Here is a 20,089-nt window from a genome sequence, read left to right as displayed (position 1 = left end):
TTTGCCGCGTGTCCCGTCCGGCCGCGCGGGCGAAACCCATCGCATACGAGGGTCCGGGGCGGGACGGGCGTCGGGCGGAATCCGCCGTTCGGGAGGCGGGTACGCGGGGCGCGAACGCTCTCAGCGAGTGAGTCGCAGCACAGAGGCACCAGGTAACACGGGGTTCACATTCGAGCAATGATCGGGAAATCGCCTGTTGACAGGCTTCCCGGCATCCCCCGCGGCGCCCCAGTGCCGCAGCGCCGCAGCACCCGCATTGCGCTGAGAGACCCACCCCGAAGGATGTGGCCCGTGACCTTCAAGGCTGAGTACATCTGGATCGACGGCACCGAGCCGACGGCCAAGCTCCGTTCGAAGACGAAGATACTGGCCGACGACGCCAAGGGTGCCGAGCTGCCGATCTGGGGCTTCGACGGGTCCTCCACGAACCAGGCCGAGGGTCACGCCTCCGACCGCGTGCTCAAGCCGGTCGCCGTCTTCCCGGACCCGATCCGCGGCGGCGACGACGTGCTCGTCATGTGCGAGGTCCTCAACATCGACATGACGCCGCACGAGTCCAACACGCGTGCCGCGCTCACCGAGGTCGCGGAGAAGTTCGCCGCGCAGGAGTCGATCTTCGGCATCGAGCAGGAGTACACCTTCTTCAAGGGCTCGCGCCCGCTCGGCTTCCCCGAGGGCGGCTTCCCGGCCGCGCAGGGCGGCTACTACTGCGGTGTCGGCTCGGACGAGATCTTCGGCCGTGAGATCGTCGAGGCCCACCTGGACAACTGTCTCAAGGCCGGTCTCGCCATCTCCGGCATCAACGCCGAGGTCATGCCCGGCCAGTGGGAGTTCCAGGTCGGCCCGGTCTCCCCGCTGGAGGTCTCCGACCAGCTGTGGGTGGCCCGCTGGCTGCTCTACCGCACCGCCGAGGACTTCGACGTCTCCGCGACGCTGGACCCGAAGCCGGTGAAGGGCGACTGGAACGGCGCCGGGGCGCACACCAACTTCTCCACCAAGGCGATGCGCGAGGGTTACGACGCGATCATCACCGCGTGCGAGTCGCTGGGCGAGGGCTCGAAGCCGCTCGACCACGTCAAGAACTACGGTGCCGGGATCGACGACCGGCTGACCGGTCTGCACGAGACCGCCCCGTGGAACGAGTACTCCTACGGTGTGTCCAACCGTGGTGCCTCGGTGCGGATCCCGTGGCAGGTCGAGAAGGACGGCAAGGGGTACATCGAGGACCGTCGTCCCAACGCCAACGTCGACCCGTACCTGGTGACGCGGCTGATCGTCGACACGTGCTGCTCCGCCCTCGAGAAGGCCGGGCAGGTCTGATTCGGCTGTTGTTCTTCGGAAGGGGCGCCCACCTTTGTGGTGGGCGCCCCTTCCGCGTTCCGTCAGGGGGATGTCGGGGCGTGGACGGGTGCGGGTCGAGTGTGGCTGGTCGCGCAGTTCCCCGCGCCCCTGGGTAGTTGGCGTCCGACCAGTGAGAGCAGGGTGCTGTTGGGATCGGGTCTCTGCTTCAATGGGAGCATGACCGGCTTCCAGGAGTTCATCGCGACGGGTCGTCGTGACCTTGAGCCCTTCTGGCCTTCCCGGCAGCATCATGACTTCGACCGGGTGTGTTGTCGCGCGGTGAACGCGCGGGCCCTCTAAAGCCGTACATCCCGGCCTTCGGCCAGCGCGCACGACGTACGTCCTCCGACGACCTCTCGCGCGAAAGAGCTGACCTCTCATGGCGAACACCCGTTCCTTCTCGTCCGTTGCCACCGCCCCCTCCACGGCGCCCTCCCCGGTCCCTTCCACGGGCCCGGCGCGTCATCGACTGCGTGCCGTCGACCGGGACGAGGTGGTCGACGTCACGGACCTCCTCCCGCCGGGCGCCACCTGGCTGCCCGCTCCCCCGCACACCCTGCCCACGCTGCCGGGCCGGCCGCCGATGATCGGTTACCTGGTCCTCGTGCCGGCCGACCAGCCGTCGCTCCTGCCGGTCGCCGTGCCGGACGCGGTGTCCGAGACGGACCGGACGGAGTCGCAGGGCGAGGGCGACGACTCCCTCGTACGCGTCGACACCGTGCAGCGCACGGCCGAGGTCGGCGGGCGGCCGCTGGATCTCACGTATCTGGAGTTCGAGCTGCTCTCGCATCTCGTGGCGCATCCGCACCGGGTGCACACCCGCGACCAGCTGGTCACCACGGTGTGGGGATACGGGCACGTGGGCGACGGCCGGACCGTGGACGTCCACATCGCCCGGCTGCGCCGCAAGCTCGGGTCGGAGCACCGGGCGGCGATCCAGACGGTGCGGCGCGTGGGGTACAAGTACACGCCGCCGACCGCGAGCTGAGCCCGAACCGGCACCCGTACCCGTACACGTGCCGCCCACGGGTTCGTCCGTCGGCGGAACGATTCGCCTGTCGGCAGATTCCCGTTCCGTCGCGCGGGGCCGCCGGGCAGAGTCACTCGTATGAGACTTCTGATGCTGGGTGGTACGGAGTTCGTGGGCCGGACCGTCGTGGAGGCGGCGCTCGCCCGCGGCTGGGACGTGACCGTCTTCCACCGGGGACGCCACGAACCTCCGGCGGGGGTGCGGTCCCTGCACGGCGACCGCACCGCGCCCGACGGGCTCGCGGCCCTGGCCGGGACCGGGGAGGAGTGGGATGTCGTCGTCGACACCTGGTCCGCGGCCCCGCGGGTGGTCAGTGACTCCGCGCGGCTGCTGGCGAACCGCGCACGACGGTACGTGTACGTGTCGAGCTGTTCCGTGTACGCCTGGCCGCCCGCGCCGGGATACGACGAGGACGGCCCGCTGGTGGAGGGCGCCTCGCCGGACGCGGAACAGACCGACTACGCGCGCGACAAGCGGGGCGGCGAACTGGCCGTGCTGGAAGCCTTCGGTGAGGAGCGGACGCTTCTCGTGCGGGCCGGCCTGATCCTCGGCCCGTACGAGAACATCGGGCGCCTGCCGTGGTGGCTGGACCGGGTGGCGCGCGGCGGGCCCGTCCTCGCGCCCGGTCCCCGTGAACTGCCGCTCCAGTACGTCGACGTCCGCGATCTGGCCGAGTGGACCCTCGGGGCGGTGGAGGCGGGGGCGGACGGGGCGTACAACGTCATCAGTCCGTCGGGGCACGCGACCATGGGGACGCTGCTCGACGCGTGCGTCCAGGTCACGGGAGGCACGGCTGCCGGAGGAACAGCCGCGGGAAGTCCGGCCGAGCTCCGGTGGACCGATCCCGAGGTGGTTCTCGCGGCCGGGATCGAACCGTGGATCCAGCTGCCGGTGTGGGTGCCGCCCGGCTCGGAGTCGCACGACGCGATGCACCGGGCGGATGTGTCCAGGGCGGTACGGGACGGACTGCGGTGCCGGCCGGTCGCCGAGACGGTGGCCGACACCTGGAGCTGGCTCCAGGGCATCGGCGGTACCGCTCCCCAGCGTCCCGACCGGCCGGTGGTCGGGCTCGACCCCTCGGTGGAGGCGAAGGTCCTGGACGGCTGAGCGCCGCAGGGGGTGGCGTTGGCACCACCCCCGCCGGGTGGTTCGGCCCAGTGACCGCGGCGGCGGACTCGGCGAGACTTGGGGCATGAACACGAACGGGGACAACACGAACGGGGACAACGAGCCCGTCGGTGGCAGGCTGCGCACCGCCGCGCTGGCCGGGGCGCGGGCTCTGGTGCTGGCCGTTGTGGCGCTGGCCGGGTCGATCACCCTCTTCGTCCTGTCCGTCGTGTCGATCGTCCTCGTACCGCTGGGCATCGGCATCGTCACGACACCGTGGGTGCTGGCGGGCGTACGCGGCTTCGCGAACTGGCGGCGTCTGGTGGCGGCCCAGTGGTGCGGGGTGCGGATCCCGCCCGCGTACCGGCCGGTTCCGAAGGACGCCAACCCCTGGACGCGGTGCTTCCGGCTGCTCGGCGATCCGGCGACCTGGCGGGACCTGATGTGGCTGCCGGTCGACATGATCGCGGGCTTCGTCACGGCACTGCTGCCCGCCGCGCTGCTCGCCTATCCCTTCGAGGGGTTCGCGCTCGGCGCCGGGCTGTGGCGGGTCTTCACGGACGGCACCCGCGTCGGCTGGTGGTACGGGTTCGTGCCGGTCAGCGGGCAGCTCAGCGCCCTCGCCGCGGCCGCGCTGGGCGCAGCCCTGCTCGTCACCGGTGTCTACACCGCTCCCCTGCTCCTGCGGGTCCACTTCCTGCTGACCCGGTCCGTCCTCGCGTCCGGCCAGGGCGAGCTCGCCGAGCGCGTCCGCGTGCTCACCGAGACCCGGCGCGACGCAGTCGACACCTCGGCGGCCGAACTGCGCCGCATCGAACGGGACCTGCACGACGGGGCGCAGGCCAGGCTGGTCGCGATGGGCATGGATCTCGGCACGATCGAGGCCCTCGTCGAGAAGAACCCGGCGAAGGCCAAGCAACTGCTCGCACAGGCCCGCAAGTCCTCCGCCGAGGCGCTCACGGAACTGCGTGACCTCGTACGCGGCATCCACCCGCCCGTGCTCGCGGAGCGCGGACTGGGCGACGCCGTACGGGCGTTGGCGCTGCGGCTGCCGATCAGCACGGAGGTGGACGTGGAGTTGCCGGGCCGGGCGGGGGAACCGGTGGAGGCGGCCGCGTACTTCGCCGTCAGCGAGGTCCTCACCAACGCCGTCAAGCACTCGGGGGCGGACCGGATCTGGGTCGACATCCACCACTCCCCGGAGCACGGCGGCATGCTGCGGATCGCGGTCACCGACGACGGCGGCGGGGGCGCCACGATCGGCGCGGGTTCGGGACTCTCCGGAGTCGAGCGGCGACTGGGTACATTCGACGGCGTCCTGGCCGTCAGCAGTCCCGCGGGCGGCCCCACCATGGTGACCATGGAGATCCCTTGCGAGTTGTCCTAGCCGAAGACCTGTTCCTGCTGCGCGACGGACTGGTCCGGCTGCTGGAGGCGTACGACTTCGAGATCGCCGCGGCCGTCGAGACCGGGCCCGAACTCACCCGTGCGCTGGCCGAGTTGAACCCCGACATCGCCGTCGTCGACGTACGTCTGCCGCCCTCGCACACGGACGAGGGGCTGCAGTGCGCGCTGGCGGCCCGGCGGGCGAGACCCGGGCTGCCGGTGCTGGTCCTCTCGCAGCACGTGGAGCAGCTGTACGCGCGCGAGTTGCTCGCCGACGGGATCGGCGGGGTCGGCTATCTGCTCAAGGACCGGGTGTTCGACGCCGAGCAGTTCATCGACGCCGTGCGCCGGGTCGCGACGGGCGGCACCGCGATGGATCCGCAGGTCATCCAGCAGCTGCTGACGCGGCGGCAGGCGGACGACCGGCCGCTGGGCCGGGTGACTCCACGCGAGCTGGAGGTTTTGGAACTGATGGCACAGGGCAGGTCGAATGCGGCGATCGCGGGCCAACTGGTGGTCACGGAGCGGGCGATCGCGAAGCACACGTCCAACATCTTCGCGAAGCTGGGCCTTGAGGTCTCGGACGATGACAACCGTCGCGTCCTGGCCGTTCTCGCCTATTTGGACCAGGGCCGCTGAAAGGGTCCCGAACGAGGATCGGGAAAGATCGGCAGCGGTCGTCACAAGATCCGTCAGGAGGCGGGGCCGAAGTTCCGCTTTCGCTGAATGATATTCAATAAATCCCGCACAACTGCCGTTGTTTCAGGGGCTTCTGGGCCCCTTGCGCCGGGATTGCGTCCCCGAACTCTCACCAATTTCTTGGACCACTGAACACCTCAGGAGCCCCCTCCGTATTGAACGGAGCCGCTTCACCTCCTGTCGGGCGCCTCAATGCCCCCGCAAGGAAGCCAGAGGAGTTCCATGGGACGCACAAACCGTAAACGCCGCTCCACGCTCGCCAACCGGGCGATAGCCGCATCGGCGGCTCTCGCGCTGGGTGGCGGCGGTCTGCTGGCGGCCAACATCTACGCTTCTGCGGGCGAGGGCAAGAACTCGACGCAGAACGCGCAGACAACGGCCGCCGGAGTGGCGACGATCAAATGTCCGGACGTCGGCCAGCAGCTGACCGATGTGCCGAAGGGGGCACGCGCCGGCGTCGACAAGGAGCTGGCGAAGCTCGACCAGCAGGTCACCGAGGCCTACAAGCGCCTCGCCGACACGCGCCAGGCCCAGGCGGGGGACTCCAGCTACGTCAACAACGCCATCCTCAGTCCGCTGAAGTCCAAGCGGACCGCCACGATCGACCGGATCGGCAACAACATCCAGCGCTCGGGCGGCAAGGCTCCGCAGCAGCAGGACCAGCTCGCCGAGTGTGAGGGCGTGCCGGCCGACCAGCCCGCCGCCGGCGAAGGCCAGGGCGGTGACGGTCAGGACCAGGGCCAGGACAACGGCCAGGACCAGGGCCAGGATCAGGGCGACGGTCAGGATCAGGGTCAGGACCAGGGCGACGGTCAGGACCAGGGCAACGGTGGCCAGGACGGCAACGGTCCGGTGGCTGCCGACTTCCAGGACATCACCCAGGTCCAGCCGACCGGTGGCGCGAAGGGCGTCGGTCCGAACGGGCTTCCCGCGAACGGGGACTCCGGTTCGACGGGCACGTTCACCACGAACTGTGGCACGAACGAGAACGAGAACCGCAACTCGGACAACGTGATCGTCGCTCCCGGTGTCAGCAACGGTGCGCAGCACCAGCACGACTACGTCGGCAACCAGGACAACGACGCGTTCGCGAGCGACCAGGACCTGGCGGCGGCCGACACCAGCTGCCAGAACCAGGGTGACAAGTCGTCGTACTTCTGGCCGGTGCTGCGTGTGCAGGACGGTCAGGACGACATCGACGCGAACGCCCCCGGTGGCGGTCAGGACGGCAACGTCGGCACGATCCTCCAGCCGGCCGAGGCCCAGCTGAAGTTCGTGGGCAACCAGCAGGGCGACGTGGTCGCGATGCCCTCGGCCCTTCGCATCATCACCGGTGACGCCAAGTCCTTCGTGAACGGCCTCGCCAACGCCAACACCAACTGGAGCTGCACCGGCTTCGAGGACCGTCAGCTGACGGACAAGTACCCGATCTGCCCCGAGGGCAGCTCCGTGGTGCGGACGACCAACTTCCAGAGCTGCTGGGACGGTCAGAACATCGACTCGGCCAACCACCGCACGCACGTGTCCTTCGTCCAGCAGGACGGCACCTGTGGCAACGGTTTCCAGGCCATCCCCCAGCTGCAGGTCCGTCTGGTCTACGACGTAGCGGCCCCGCAGATCCAGGGCGATCAGGTCACGAACCCGTTCGCGGTGGACTCCTTCCCGGACCAGCTGCACAAGCCGATCACCGACCACAACGACTTCATCAACTTCTTCGACGAGAACACGATGAACCAGGTGGTCGACTGCATCAACAGCGGCCAGGACTGCCAGTAAGTAGCACAGAAGCAGTAAGCAGGAGGCTGTAGGCAGGAGAAAGCCGGCGGTGGGATTACCCACCGCCGGCTTTCTCCTGCCCCCGAATTGCTTCGACCGAATACCCTCGGACCCCGCGTGGCCCGCGCGGGGCGATGCCGTCCGTCAGCTGCTGTGACCGCCGCTGTTGTGACTGCCACCGGGGTTCATGTGCTCGGAGCCTTCCTCCATGGTCCCGCCGAGCTGGCCGCGCAGTGCCGTGACCGTCTTCTGCTCGCCGACGGCGACCCACTTGCGGCCGACGAGGTAGTAGCCGCCGTAGTCCTTCGCCCCGTTCAGCCATTCGCGCTGGCCGCGGTCGGTGGCGAACGTCGCCAGGATGTACTTGCCGCCGGAGGTCTTGCAGATGGCCTGCCGGATCGTGTCCGCGTCCGTCTGCATGTCCGGCTTGCAGCCCGCCTCGCTCGCGATCTGCTCCAGGCTCCCGCTCGCGGTCTCGGGGACCTTCTTCTCCCCGCTGCCCTCGGACCCGCAGCCGGTCACCGCCAGCAGTGCCGTGACCGCCCCGGCCGTACCGACCGCGAGCCTCTTCCTCGTCAAACGCATTCGTACGTACCTCCGGGTCGGTTCCGGCCCACGCCGTTGAGAGCCCCGGTAGAGGCTCTGCCTTCGGATACGGCTCCCGCACGCCCGGCGCTCAATCGCCTCCGTGTTTACGGCATCACCGGACGCATCACAGTGACGAGCGCCACATTGATGGTCCTCCGTTATCGGACAGGGCCGGAGTACAGGGCTGCCGATGAGCGCGTAAAGCCGATGCCGTTCGCGGGCACGCTTGTGCGAGGGTGGGTCCGTGACCACCATTGATGCCGACTGGGACGAGCGCGTGACGGCCGCCTGGGCCACCTTCGACGACTACGCCGAGGCGGCGGGGGCCGACTTCCGCGCGGTGATCGACGCGCTGGTCGCCGAACTGCCCGCCGACAGCCCGGTCGGCCCGTTCGAGCGGGCCTGTGCCTGGGACTCGACGGGCCACTCGGACCGGGCCGTGCCGCTGTACCAGGAGGCGCTGGCGCGCGGGCTCGACGGCTATCGCGGCCGGCGCGCGAAGATCCAGCTCTCCAGCTCGCTGCGGAACACCGGACATCCGGAGGAGGGCGTCAAGCTGCTGACGCCGGAACTCGTCGCGCCCTCCGACGAGTTGGACGACGCCGTACGCGCCACACTCGCGCTGTGCCTGGCGAGCCTGGGCCGGGAGCGCGAGGGGCTCGCGCTCGTACTGGGCGCCCTGGCCCCTCATCTGCCGCGCTACCAGCGGTCCATGGCGAACTACGCCCGTCTGCTCGTGGAGCCGGAGGCGTAACTCCCCACGGACCCGGGGCAGTCCAGGTGACCAACCACGGATTCGCTCGTTTTGCTGAACGTGCAGTCACAGGATGTCGCCCCGCGCCCCGCACCAGACCCCCGACCCGGACCGGTCGTCGACGTCGAGCAGGCCGAGGCCGCGCTCGTCGAGCACTATCCGCGGCTCGTCCGTCTCGCCTATCTGGTGCTGCCGCCGAGCCTCGGACGCAACCGCCGGGTGCTCACCGCGCACGCGCTCACCCAGCGCGCGCTGCCCCGGGGCAGGACGTCCGGCGACGCCTCGGTCCTCCCCTCCCAGAAGACCGCCGAGGGCCGCGACGCCGATCCCGGATACGCGTACGTACGCCTCCGGGTGCTGCGTACGGCGCTGGAGGCCGGCCGGCCGCTGACGTTCCGGGCCTGGCCGAAGCGTGCGCAACTGCCGCCACTGCTCCCCCAGGTGTGGGGCCTGCGGCTCTTCCCGCGTTCGGGCGGCGCCGACGAACTCGCCCTGGATCAGCGGCTGTCGGCCCTGTCGGCCCCGGCCCGTGCCGCCTACGTCCTGCGCGGTCTGGAACGCCTTGCCGACGCGGACGTGCGCAGGGTGCTGGCCGCGGCGGGCGAGGAGGACCCGGCCGACGCACTTGACGAGGCCGACGAGATCGAGGCGAAGTACGGGCTGCTGACGTCCCCCGAGTTCGACCCGTGCTCGCTGCAGGCCAGGCCGCCGGACCTGATGCGCCGCCGCCAGCACATGAAGGCGGCGCTCGCGGCGGCCGCCGCCGTCGCGGTGTGCGGGGCGCTGCTCGGGCTGCCCGGCGACGGCTGGGGCCCCGACGGCGCGGCCGCACCCTCGTACGCGCAGAACCCCTCCGCCCAGGCCGCCCTGGATCCCGGCAAGCTGACGCTCGTTCCGGCCGCCGCCTGGCAGTCGTCCACGCGCACCGACTTCTCCGTGTGGCCCGCGCGCGGCGCCCTCACCGGTGACAGGGCGCTGCTGCGCCGCGCGCTCGCCGTCTGGGCACGCCCCGGCGAGTCCGTGCAGGTCTCGGCCACTCCCGGCACCCCGGCGGGCGCCCCGCCGGGACCGCCCCAGCTGCTGTACGCGGGCGAGGTCGACCAGAGCCGGGTCGTGCTGCTCCACGACGGACTGCGCATCGCGCGCTACGCGGAAGCGAAGGACGGCACGCAGGGCGCCGCCCTGGACTTCGCCCGGGTCGACGGTGCCACGGCGGCCGAGTCGAACGCGGTGGTCCTCGGCCGCTCCGACGGCAACGTCCGCTATCTGACGGCACCGTGGGTGCGTACGGCCGCGGTGCGCGACCTGCTGAAGTCGGCGGCCGACGCATCAGGCGGTTCCGACTCTTCCGGGGCGACGCGTCTCGGCCGGTCGGCGGACGGGGTGACCGAGCCCTTCGCCAGCCCCGCTCTGCAGACCGGTGAGTGCCGCTCCTGGAACGCGCTGGAGCTCACGGACCGTTCGGGCACCCGGCTGACGACCGACCTCGGTGAGCTGACCCCGGCCCGCCTCACCTCGGGCCGCCCCGGGCAGCCCCACGAGGCGTCGGCGGCGACCTGGTCCCCGCTCGCCTGCTCCCTGGCGGCCGTCCGCGGCCAGGGCGTGCGCACGGTGAACGCCTGGCAGTACGCCCGGCAGCCACTGCCCGACGCGGGCGGCACCGCGAACTGGCTGTGCACCCGCGCGGACACCTGGCGCGGCGGCGGCACACGGGTGCTGGCCCAGTTCCACGCCCAGGGCCAGCCGTACGGCGCGGTCGCGGCGAAGGCGGAGAACGTGGCCGCCTGCGGGGCGAAGGACTCCCACGTCCTGGCGGGTGTGCTGTGGAAGTCCGGTACGGGTGACTGGTATCTCCTCGCCGCCGGAAGCAAGGACACCGAGTCGATCCGTGCGACGGGCGGAGTCGACGGATCAACGCAGGGCAATCTCCTTGCCGTACGGGCCGAACAGGGCGCTCAGGCGGGCTTGAAGGGGACCCTGTCCGACGGCAGGTCGATCGGCGGCCTGCGCTGACGCCGTGAACACCTGGGCGCCTCCGACCCGTTCGCGGCCGGATCCGATCGGTAAGGTGTTCGTATGACAACCGGGGTACGCCGCAGGATGGGTGTCGAGGAGCGGCGGCAGCAGTTGATCGGCGTCGCCCTCGACCTGTTCAGCCGACGCTCGCCCGACGATGTCTCCATCGACGAGATAGCGGCCGCCGCGGGCATCTCGCGCCCGCTGGTCTACCACTACTTCCCCGGCAAACTCAGCCTGTACGAAGCCGCGTTGAAGCGCGCCTCGGACGATCTGGCGGAACGTTTCATCGAGCCTCAGGAGGGCCCGCTGGGGGCGCGGCTGCTGCGCGTCATGCGGCGGTACTTCGACTTCGTCGACCAGCACGGGCCCGGTTTCTCCGCCCTGATGCGCGGCGGACCGTCGGTCGGCTCCACCAACACGAACGCCCTCATCGACGGCGTACGGCAGGCCGCGTACCTCCAGATCCTGGCGCATCTGCGCATCGACCGGCCGCCCGCCCGCCTCGAACTGGTCGTCCGCTCCTGGATCTCCCTGGCCGAGTCGACCGCCCTCATCTGGCTCGACGGCCGCCGGATCCCCCGCGCCGAACTGGAAGCCCAACTGGTCCACGACTTCGCGGCCCTCGCCGCCGTCAGCGCCGCCTACGACCCCGAAATGGCCGACCTGCTACGCCACATGCTCGCGGAAGAACCGGCAGAGGGCCCGTTCACGGATTTGATCGGCCGCTTGGTCTCACTGGCGTCGTAGGCGAACGCTCAGGCGCGCCCCGTCAGGGGCGCGGGGAGCGGCGCGGTCTTCGGCTCTCAGGGGCGCGGGGAGCGGCGCAATCTTTGGCTTTCAGGGGCGCGGGGAACTGCGCGACCAGCCCCCACCCACCCGCACCCGACGAACAAACCGGGACGTCAGTCCACAAACTTCTGGTAAGACGCATCAAGGTCCCGCACCTCCGCGGACGCATGCAACGCCACACCATCAACCGGCTTCACATGCGCCCGCAGAACCTCAAGCGTCCGCTCGGTCAGCAGGAGCTTCGTCTCGTCGGACCGCCCGGCCAGCAGCGCGAGCGTGACATGGACGAGCCCATGCCCGGTCACCTCCGACCCCACGACAACATCCTCCGCGGGCCGGAACCGCGTCTTGCACGCCTCGATCTTCGCGGCAGCCGTCTCCACCACCACGGCATGCAGCGCGACGGCGAACCCCTGCCGGTCGAACGCGTCGGAGAGAGACGTCGAGTAGTCAACGGTGATCTGCGGCACGGGCACTCCTGTTCTAGGTCGACATCCTCACCCTAGCCGCAGGGCAAGCAGCGCGATGTCGTCGTCCGGCGCCCCGCCGAACCGCTCCAGAAGCGTGTCGCACAGGGCGGACACCCCGGGCGGCGCCTCGGCCGCGGCCGTGCGGAGTTCCTCCATGGAGACCGCCAGATCCGTGCCGCGGGTCTCGATGAGACCGTCGGTGACCATGAGGAGGCGGTCCGTGGGGTCGAGGAACAGCTCGACGGGCGGCTGCCGGGGCAGACCGAGGCCGAGTCCGAGCAGCGGCCCGGCGGCCTTGGCGTACTCGGCGTTGCCCGAGTCGCTGACGATCAGCGGCGGGATGTGGCCCGCGTTGGCTATCCGGGTGCGCCCGGTGGCCGGGTCCACCAGGACCAGGCAGACGGTGGCCGTGACCTCGGGGTGGTAGCGCTGCAGCATGCGGTCGAGCCGGTCGGCGAGCACCGCCGGATCGGATTCCTCGACGCAGTAGGCGCGCAGGGCATGACGCATCTCGACCATGACGGTGGCCGCTTCCAGCGAGTGCCCGACGACGTCCCCGACCGCGGTGAGCACCCCGTCGTCGGTGCGCAGCGCGGCATAGAAGTCGCCGCCGATCTCGGTCTGCCGGGACGCGGGCACATAGCGCACCACGACGTCGACGCCGGGCAGATCGGGCAGCCGGTGCGGCTGGGGCAGGAAGCTGTGCTGGAGCGTGAGCGCGACATGGCGCTCGACCTGGTACATGAACAGGGGTTCGGCGGCGAGCGCGGTGGCCTGGGCGAGGCGGCCGACCAGCTCCGCGTCGTCGGGTTCGCCCGGCCGGGGTAGACGCAGGGGCGTCGCGAAGCACACCGGTGCCCTGCCGTCCTGGGTCAGGGTGAGCACGAGGCGGGCGTCGTCCTGGACGCCCGGCCGGAAGAAGCCCATGGGCCACAGGTGCGCGGGCACGACGGTGCGGAACACCCCGGTGCGCCCCTTGCTCATCTGGTTGATCAGCCGGACGACGGCCTCCTGCGCGTGGCCGTCCGGCAGGGCGAAGGCGCTGCGGCCCTTGGAGGTGCTGTAGTACAGCTCGCCGTCCGGGCCGAGGACGAAGACGACGGCCGGGCCGCCGGTGAGCCGGGCGGCGCCCTCGGCGGACGCGTCGGCGAGTTCCGTGAGGTTGCGCGCGGTCTGGACGGTGACGATCGTCCCGGACAGCAGGGTCAGCCGGCGTACGAGCGTCTCGGCGCCGGAACGTGTCCGGGCTGCCCGCACCGCGGCCCGTACGACGGCCCGGATCTCCTCGGGTTCGGCGGGCACCGTCAGATACGCCTCGCCGCCCGAGTCCAGGCCCTCGCAACGGTCTTCGGGTGCCACGGCGGCGGCGGAGAAGTGGACGACGGGCAGCGTGGACATGGGCGGCTGCGCCTTGAGCCGGCGGCACAGTTCGAAGCCGCTCATGTCCGGCAGGCCGACGTCGATGAGGGCCACGTCGGGCAGGGATCCCGCGCGCAGCCGTACGTCGAGTTCGACGAGCGCCTCGCCCGCGGTGGCCACGGGGACGACCCGGTGACCGGCGTGGCGCAGCACGGCCCCCAGGGCATAGCGACTGGCCGGCACGTCGTCGACGATCAGCACGGTGGTGCGCGTCCTGTTGGCGTTGCCGTCCATCTGCGCGGCCCCCGGGGCACGGTGGTGGGGCGGAACAGAGTTCGAGTTCCGCCCCACCAAAATAATGCCTTGTCAGGCGGTCCGGGTGAATACGGCCACGCTGCGCCCCGGAACGGCGAAACTGCCCGATTCCGGATCGTACGCAGAGGACTTGACGGTGGAGTCCGCTCCCGTCCGCTGCACCGGATGCAGTGTGTACGCCGTCCCGGCCAGGGAGGCGATCCGCTGCTCCTGCCGCTCGGGGGTCGCGTTGAACACCACGACCAGATCACCGAGTTCCATGGTGATCACCCCGGGTGTCTCGTCCTTGCCGGACAGCGGGAACGACAGTGTCGACTGCACCTGCTCGGCGCTGCCGAGCCCGAAGACGCTCTCGCTCGTACGGATCTTCAGCAGGTCCCGGTACGCGGCGGAGGCTCCCTCGATCTGCGGGCAGCCCACCTTGAGTCCCGCGGACGTCAACAGGGGCTTGGCGTAAGCCCACTTGGACTCGTTGTCGGTCGCCATCGGCAGCCCACGCCCGAAGCCGTTGCCGTCCCGGCAGTCCCAGTGGATCGCGTTGAACCAGTCGCCGCTGTCGTACGAGTTGCGGTCGAGCGACTTGGAACGCAGCAGGTCGGTGCCCGCCTGGGACAGTGCCGGGCCCTGCGAGAGCGCGGCGGTGGCCATGGCGAGGACCTGCATCCGGGCCCGGTCGGCGGCCGAGGTGCCCTTGGGCAGCTTGAACGCGAGCGCGTCGAACAGCGACTCGTTGTCGTGCGCGTCCACGTACGCGAGGGCGTCGCCTGGTGCGTCCGCGTATCCGGCGGGCGCCCCGTTGTAGTCGACCTCGGAGCCCTTGACCTCCTTGCCTGCGGTGTCGGTGAAGGTGTACTTGGCGAGGTTGCCGGACAGCCCCACCTTGATCAGGTCCTGGTAGTGCAGGAGGCGGGCCTTCTGCTCGGCCGAAGTGCCGTTGCCGTCCGAGGAGTTGGGGTCGGTGTAGAGACCGGACGCGAAGCCCTGGACGCCCGGGTCCTCGTCGAACGGGCCGCCGCCGCGCACGGCGTCACGGGCGCGGTCGGAGAAGGTGGCAATGCCGGTTCCGGCCATGTTCTTCTGGGTGGCCTGGACGAAACGGGCGTCGTCCGCGATCTCGCCGAAGTTCCAGCCCTCCCCGTAGAGGATGATCTTCTTGCCGTCGACGCCGTCCTTCGCGACGGTGAGGGCGTCGAGGGCCTTCCTGACCGCCAGGATGTTGGCCTTCGGGTGGTGGCCCATCAGGTCGAAGCGGAAGCCGTCGACCTTGTACTCCTTGGCCCAGGTGACGATCGAGTCGACCACCAGCCTGCCCATCATGGCGTTCTCGGGCGCCGTGTTGGCACAGCAGGTGGAGGTGGCGACGCTGCCGTCGGCGAGGAGCCGCTGGTAGTAGCCGGGGACCACCTTGTCGAGCACGCTCGTGCCGGCCTGACCGCTCGCGGTGGTGTGGTTGTAGACCACGTCCATGACGACCCGCAGACCGTCCTCGTTCAGCGACTTGACCATCTTCCGGAACTCGACCGTGCGGTCCGTCCCGTCGGGGTCGGTGGCGTACGAGCCCTCCGGCACCGTGTAGTGGTACGGGTCGTAGCCCCAGTTGTACGCGTCCTTCGCGGCCGCCTTCGCCACGCACTCCTGCTGCTTCTCGGAGTCGGCGGCGTAGGAGGAGAGGTCACAGTCGACGGTCGCCTGGTCCGCCTTCTTCTCCGGGATGGTGGCGATGTCGAACGCGGGCAGGAGATGGACGTACGAAGTCCCGGACTCCGCAAGCTTCTTGAGGTGCCTGGAGCCCGCGCTGCCCTTGTCGGTGAAGGCGAGGTAGGTGCCCTTGTCCTTCGCCGGGACCGTCTTGTCGTCGACGGAGAAGTCCCGGATGTGCAGCTCCTGGATCTGCGCGTCCTTCAGCGGGACGGCCTTGGGCTTCCGCAGGCCCGACCAGCCGTTCGGGGCAAGGGACTTGGCGCCGAGGTCGACGACGAGACTGCGCTCGGAGTTCGCGGTGAGGGCGACCGAATAAGGGTCGGTGACCTTGTTGGTGACGACCTCGCGGACGCTGGGCGCCCACACCGTCACGACGTACCGATAGGCCTTGCCCTGCCAGGACTTGGGACCGGTGACGGACCAGACACCGGTTGCGTTGTCCCGCTTCATGGGTGTGAGGGTGTCGCCGATCTCCAGCTTCACGTCCTGCGCGGTGGGCGCCCAGACGGAGAGCGTCGGCCGTCCCTTGTCGAACGTCGGCCCGAGGTCCGCCTTCGTGGCGCCGTCGTACACGTCGTCGAGCACGCCCGCGATCTGTACGCCCGTGGCCGCCAGAACGGCGCCGTTGGCGGCCCGTTGGGAGGCGACGAGCTGGCCACGCAGCGCCTCGCGCACCCGGTCGCGGTCGCGCGGGTCGACGGACCAGGCCCGGTAGTCCTTGAGGTGCGGGAACCTCGCCTTCTGGGCGTCGGTGAGCGTGGCCCGGTCGAGCCGCAGCCATCGCTCGTCGTCGCTCGTGAGTGCACCGCCCTCGGCCTTGATGGATCCGTCGCGCGAGTAGAGCAACTGGGTCGACGCGGCGGCCTCGTTGCCGTTCCAGGCGACGGTGTTCCGGTCGATCCAGACCGCCTTGGAAGTCGTGAGGTCGAGCGCGGCGGCGCTGCCCGCGGGCTGCGGCAGGAGATACTTCTCCTGGCCGCTCAACAGCCACACCTCATGGCCGTTCGCCGTGAGGTCGAGCGACTGGTCGGTGGGCAGGTCCTTCTCGTCGCCCTTGTGGATGATGTAACTGAGGCTGGTGGCACCCTCGGTGAGCGGCACCTCGAAGACAGCGCCATAGGCGTCAGTCTTCACCGGCTCCAGGGGCTTCGACCAGTCCGTGGGGTCCGCGGCGCCGGTCCAGGTGTGCAGTCCCCAGCCGTCGTGGTTCCCGTCGGCGCGCTGGTAGTGCAGTACGGCCTTCGTCTTGTCCGGCGCCGGATAGTCGGCGGCCGGCCGTTCGGTGCGTACGGCCTCCTTGCCCTGCTCGACCCAGATCTCGCCGGTCCTGGTGACGTCGATCGTGCGGTCGGCGGAGACGTCCTTGTTGCCGTCCTTGTCGATGACGAGGAAGCTCACGTTCGACGCGCCCGGCTTCAGTTTCACGTAGGCGAAGGCCCCGTAGGCGTCCCGGCCGGTGAAGTCGTGCCCCTCCGGCCAGGTGGTCGCCTCGCCGTCGGCGATGTCGCCCCAGGCGTACAACCGCCAGTCGGTGTAGTCGCCGGCCTCGCGCTTGTAGTGGACGACCGCGTACTCGCGCGAGGAGGCACTCGGGATCTCCTCGGCGGGCGGGGTGCCGGTGGTGGAGGCGGCCGTCGTGCTCGCCGTACGCCCGGCGGAGTCGATCACGACCGCCTTGTAGCGCAGGGCTGTTCCGGCCGGTACGTCCTTGCCGACGACCTGGGTGACCCGGTAGGGGGCGTGGTCGGCGGAGCCGAGCGTCTTCCACTTGCCGTTGCCGACCTGGGCGGCGAGGACGACGCGGTTGAGCTGTCCGCCGTCCACGTCCGCGGAGATCTCGACGGTTCCGGTGGCGCCTTCAGCGGGGGCCTTCAGCGCGAGGGCCGGCTTGGTGGCGGGCGGTGCGAGCCTGCCCGTCGCCTTGAACACGACGGAGGAGCCGGCCGGGACGGTGACGGTGACCTTCTTGTCGGCGCCGCTCTTGAGCGAGTCGTCCGTGTCGCCGGTCCCGTAGATCCCGCGGAACGTCATGCCCGCGGAACCGGTCGCGAAGGTCGCCTCCTTCGCCTTGTCGGCGTTGTTCACGGCGACGACGTACTCGATGCCGCTCTTCGCGTCCGTCCGGGAGAAGGCGTAGACGCCGGCGCCGTCGGCCGCGTACCGCTCCGTCTGCACGCCGTCCGCGAGGGCCGGGTTGGCCTTGCGGAGCTTCGCGAGAGCACTGATCTGCTTGTAGAGCGGTGCACTCTTGTCGTACGCGTCCTCGGCATGCGTGCGGTCCGTGCCCAGCTCGTCGTCGTCCAGGTAGTCGGCCGTCTTCGAGGCGAACATGGTCTGGCGGGCGTCCTTGTCGCCGCCCGCTCCGGTGAAGCCCTGCTCGTCGCCGTAGTAGACGACCGGGTTGCCGCGCCCGAGGAACATCAGCTCGTTCGCGAGCCTGTCCTTCTTCACCAGCTCGGCGTCGGACGCGTTCGGGTTGTCCTGCTTGAGGAACGTGCCGATGCGGCCCATGTCGTGGTTGCCGAGGAAGGTGACCTGCTCGTACGCGTTGGCCTTGTCGGTCGTGTACTTGTAGTCGTCCCCGAAGACCGAGGCCAGCCGCTTCGCGCTGCCGCCCTGGGAGGCGTACGCCCGTGCCGCGTCCTGGAAGGGGAAGTCCAGCGTGGAGTCCAGGCGGCCCTCGGTGACGTACGGCGAGGTGATCGACGTGTCCGCCGAGTACACCTCGCCGAACATGAAGAAGTCGTCACGGCCCTGCTTCGCCGCGTAGGCGTCGAGGGCGGTGGCCCACTGGGTCCAGAACTCCGTGTTGACGTGCTTCACCGTGTCGATCCGGAAGCCGTCGATGTCGAAGTCCCTGACCCACCGCTGGTAGATCTTCTCCATACCGCCGACGACCTCGGGACGCTCGGTCCACAGATCGTCGAGGCCACCGAAATCGCCGTACGTGGAGTTCTCGCCGGCGAAGGTCGAGTCGCCGCGGTTGTGGTACATCGACGTGTCGCTGAGCCACGACGGCACCTTGACGTTCTTCTTCGCGGCGGGCACGACGGGCGTACGCGGGAAGGAGCCGGAGCCCACGGACGGGAAGTCCGCCTCACCGGCTGTCCCGTCCGCGTAATCGGCGTCGTCGAAGGGCTCGCCGTCCTTCGTCAGATAGGGGAAGGCGCCCTTGGAGAGGTACGAGTAGGACTTCTCCTTGTAGTCGACGACGTCGGCCGTGTGGTTGGTGATGACGTCGAAGAAGACCTTCATGCCCTTGTCGTGGGCCTTGTCGATGAGCTTTTCCAGGTCCGCGTTCGTCCCGAAGTGCGGGTCGACCTGCGTGAAGTCGGTGATCCAGTACCCGTGGTAGCCGGCCGAGGCGTCCTTGCCGGCACCCTGCACGGGCTGGTTCTTGAAGATCGGCGCCATCCAGATGGCGGTGGTGCCGAGGTCCTTGATGTAGTCGAGCTTCTTCGTCAGGCCCTTGAGGTCGCCGCCCTGGTAGAAGCCCTTGTCGGTGGGGTCGTACCCGGTGTCGAGACGGGAGCCGGTGAGGCCGCCCTCGTCGTTCGACGTGTCGCCGTTGGCGAAACGGTCGGGCAGGACGAAGTAGAACTGCTCGCGGGTCAGGTCGTTGCGGGCGGGCGTCTTGGCCAGCGCCGCGTCCGACGGGGGTGCGGGCGGGGTCGCGGCGCGCGCGGCGAGGGGCTGGACGAGCGCTGCCGCGAGAGCGGCCACGGCGACGGCCGCGATCCGTCTGCGCTGCGCGGTACGGCGCACCCGGGGCGCCGGCCATCTCGGTATCACAGGCGTGAACTCCTTGCGATTACGGCTCTTTGGGTCCGACCCCACACCGCGGCACGGCTACGTTGCCGGGCGCCGGCGTGACCGTATCGCCAACGAAAGCCTTACAGCAAGAGTCTTGAAAACCTCAGCAAGAAATTTCAGCGTCAATCTTGGCGCGTGTTGCCCCAACGCGCGTTCTCCATGCCCGGTTTGCCCGGCGTGTGGCCGAACGTCCGGCGGAAGACGTCGATGAACGCGCTGGCCGAGGACCAGCCGCAGCGGTGGGCCACCGTGGTCACGGGAGTGTTCTCGGCGAGCAGGACCAGGGCGTGGTGCAGGCGCAGTTGAGTGCGCCACTGCGGGAAGGACATGCCGAGGTCGGACTTGAAGAGCCGGGAGAGCGTGCGGTCGCTCGCGCCTACCTGGCGGCCCAGTTCGGCGAGCGTGCGGTTGTCGGCGGGGTCCGCGTGCAGGAGCGCGCACAGCGCCCTGAGCTGCTCGGTGTCCGGGGTGGGCAGATGCAGGGGCTGCTGGGGCGAGGCGCGCAACTGGTCGAGCAGGACGGCCCGCAGGCGTGCGCGTTCGGGGCTGTCGTCGTGCGGGGTGCGGGTGTAGGCGAGGATCAGCTCGCGCAGCAGCGGGGCGACGGCCAGCACCGTCGGCCGGTGCAGGTCGAGCGGGTTGTCGCTCGCGGGCAGTCCGACCAGGTGCAGTTCGAGTTCGCCGTGGGCCCGGTGGGCGTGCACGGTGCCGGCCGGTACCCAGATGGCGCGGGTGGCCGGCGCGATCCACGAGCCGGCGTCGGTGGTGACGGCCAGCACTCCGCGTCCCGCGTAGACGATCTGGTGGTCGTCGTGGCGGTGGGCGTCGATGGCCGCGCCCGGTGCCAGCCACTGGGTGCGGGTCGGCGCGATCGGCGCCCGACGGGTCTCATGGCGGATCTCATGGCGGTTTTCCTGCATTGGTTGGCACTTTATCGAAAGC

General features: G+C 70.0%; 14 protein-coding genes. 9 read left to right on the top strand and 5 right to left on the bottom strand.

The features are described from left to right. The first annotated feature begins 291 nt into the window (after positions 1 to 291). The 6 genes from glnII to OG718_RS37995 all read left to right on the top strand — a co-directional run bounded on the left by glnII (position 292) and on the right by OG718_RS37995 (position 7,339). On the top strand, positions 292 to 1,320 hold the full coding sequence (gene glnII / locus OG718_RS38020; protein ID WP_143631211.1) for a glutamine synthetase: 1,029 nt from the start codon (positions 292 to 294) through the stop codon (positions 1,318 to 1,320). A gap of 400 nt (positions 1,321 to 1,720) precedes the next feature. Beyond that, positions 1,721 to 2,329 (top strand): winged helix-turn-helix domain-containing protein, encoded by a 609-nt coding sequence (locus OG718_RS38015; RefSeq protein WP_143631212.1) that lies wholly within the window; start codon positions 1,721 to 1,723, stop codon positions 2,327 to 2,329. A gap of 120 nt (positions 2,330 to 2,449) precedes the next feature. Then, positions 2,450 to 3,478 carry an NAD-dependent epimerase/dehydratase family protein gene (locus tag OG718_RS38010; RefSeq protein ID WP_186000961.1) on the top strand — a complete coding sequence of 343 codons (1,029 nt, stop codon included), beginning with the start codon at positions 2,450 to 2,452 and terminating at the stop codon, positions 3,476 to 3,478. A gap of 85 nt (positions 3,479 to 3,563) precedes the next feature. After that, on the top strand, positions 3,564 to 4,865 hold the full coding sequence (locus OG718_RS38005) for a sensor histidine kinase (protein WP_143631214.1): 1,302 nt from the start codon (positions 3,564 to 3,566) through the stop codon (positions 4,863 to 4,865). Further along, positions 4,850 to 5,503, top strand: a complete 654-nt coding sequence (locus OG718_RS38000) for a response regulator transcription factor (RefSeq protein WP_143631216.1) — start codon at positions 4,850 to 4,852, stop codon at positions 5,501 to 5,503. Before OG718_RS38005 ends, OG718_RS38000 begins: the two co-directional genes overlap by 16 nt. 282 nt (positions 5,504 to 5,785) lie before the next feature. Beyond that, positions 5,786 to 7,339: a DUF1996 domain-containing protein gene (locus tag OG718_RS37995; protein ID WP_143631218.1), complete on the top strand. Its 1,554-nt coding sequence runs from the start codon at positions 5,786 to 5,788 to the stop codon at positions 7,337 to 7,339. Between the two features lie 144 nt (positions 7,340 to 7,483). Here the strand turns inward: OG718_RS37995 and OG718_RS37990 are convergent, their stop codons facing one another. Further along, positions 7,484 to 7,924 carry a hypothetical protein gene (locus OG718_RS37990; RefSeq protein WP_328846349.1) on the bottom strand — a complete coding sequence of 147 codons (441 nt, stop codon included), beginning with the start codon at positions 7,922 to 7,924 and terminating at the stop codon, positions 7,484 to 7,486. A 256-nt stretch (positions 7,925 to 8,180) separates the two neighbouring features. On the opposite strand from OG718_RS37990, the gene OG718_RS37985 reads away from it, so the two are divergent. The 3 genes from OG718_RS37985 to OG718_RS37975 all read left to right on the top strand — a co-directional run bounded on the left by OG718_RS37985 (position 8,181) and on the right by OG718_RS37975 (position 11,447). Beyond that, positions 8,181 to 8,681 (top strand): tetratricopeptide repeat protein, encoded by a 501-nt coding sequence (locus tag OG718_RS37985; RefSeq protein WP_306943695.1) that lies wholly within the window; start codon positions 8,181 to 8,183, stop codon positions 8,679 to 8,681. A gap of 60 nt (positions 8,682 to 8,741) precedes the next feature. Further along, on the top strand, positions 8,742 to 10,694 hold the full coding sequence (locus OG718_RS37980; protein WP_328846348.1) for a hypothetical protein: 1,953 nt from the start codon (positions 8,742 to 8,744) through the stop codon (positions 10,692 to 10,694). A gap of 63 nt (positions 10,695 to 10,757) precedes the next feature. Beyond that, positions 10,758 to 11,447 carry a TetR/AcrR family transcriptional regulator gene (locus OG718_RS37975; protein ID WP_143631222.1) on the top strand — a complete coding sequence of 230 codons (690 nt, stop codon included), beginning with the start codon at positions 10,758 to 10,760 and terminating at the stop codon, positions 11,445 to 11,447. A 155-nt stretch (positions 11,448 to 11,602) separates the two neighbouring features. Here OG718_RS37975 and OG718_RS37970 read toward each other — a convergent pair whose 3' ends face one another. The 4 genes from OG718_RS37970 to OG718_RS37955 form a co-directional block, all read right to left on the bottom strand. After that, positions 11,603 to 11,959 (bottom strand): 5-carboxymethyl-2-hydroxymuconate Delta-isomerase, encoded by a 357-nt coding sequence (locus OG718_RS37970; RefSeq protein WP_328846347.1) that lies wholly within the window; start codon positions 11,957 to 11,959, stop codon positions 11,603 to 11,605. 27 nt (positions 11,960 to 11,986) lie between these two features. Next, entirely contained in the window at positions 11,987 to 13,612 is a 1,626-nt protein-coding gene (locus OG718_RS37965; RefSeq protein ID WP_306940422.1) for a fused response regulator/phosphatase, read from the bottom strand. Positions 13,613 to 13,684: 72 nt separating this feature from the next. Next, positions 13,685 to 19,126: a pullulanase-type alpha-1,6-glucosidase gene (gene pulA / locus OG718_RS37960; RefSeq protein ID WP_328846346.1), complete on the bottom strand. Its 5,442-nt coding sequence runs from the start codon at positions 19,124 to 19,126 to the stop codon at positions 13,685 to 13,687. A 143-nt stretch (positions 19,127 to 19,269) separates the two neighbouring features. Further along, on the bottom strand, positions 19,270 to 20,067 hold the full coding sequence (locus OG718_RS37955) for an AraC family transcriptional regulator (RefSeq protein ID WP_328846345.1): 798 nt from the start codon (positions 20,065 to 20,067) through the stop codon (positions 19,270 to 19,272). Between the last annotated feature and the right edge of the window lie 22 nt (positions 20,068 to 20,089).

The organism is Streptomyces sp. NBC_00258 (assembly GCF_036182465.1).
In the GTDB taxonomy this organism is placed as follows: Bacteria; Actinomycetota; Actinomycetes; order Streptomycetales; family Streptomycetaceae; genus Streptomyces.
This window is presented reverse-complemented; position numbering and strand designations above follow the sequence as displayed.

Coding starts and splice junctions, on each gene's coding strand:
- OG718_RS38015 (WP_143631212.1), top strand. CDS start 1,721: ATGGCGAACACCCGTTCCTTCTCGTCCGTTGCCACCGCCCCCTCCACG.
- OG718_RS38010 (WP_186000961.1), top strand. CDS start 2,450: ATGAGACTTCTGATGCTGGGTGGTACGGAGTTCGTGGGCCGGACCGTC.
- OG718_RS38005 (WP_143631214.1), top strand. CDS start 3,564: ATGAACACGAACGGGGACAACACGAACGGGGACAACGAGCCCGTCGGT.
- OG718_RS37995 (WP_143631218.1), top strand. CDS start 5,786: ATGGGACGCACAAACCGTAAACGCCGCTCCACGCTCGCCAACCGGGCG.
- OG718_RS37990 (WP_328846349.1), bottom strand. CDS start 7,924: ATGCGTTTGACGAGGAAGAGGCTCGCGGTCGGTACGGCCGGGGCGGTC.
- OG718_RS37975 (WP_143631222.1), top strand. CDS start 10,758: ATGACAACCGGGGTACGCCGCAGGATGGGTGTCGAGGAGCGGCGGCAG.
- OG718_RS37965 (WP_306940422.1), bottom strand. CDS start 13,612: ATGGACGGCAACGCCAACAGGACGCGCACCACCGTGCTGATCGTCGAC.
- OG718_RS37955 (WP_328846345.1), bottom strand. CDS start 20,067: ATGCAGGAAAACCGCCATGAGATCCGCCATGAGACCCGTCGGGCGCCG.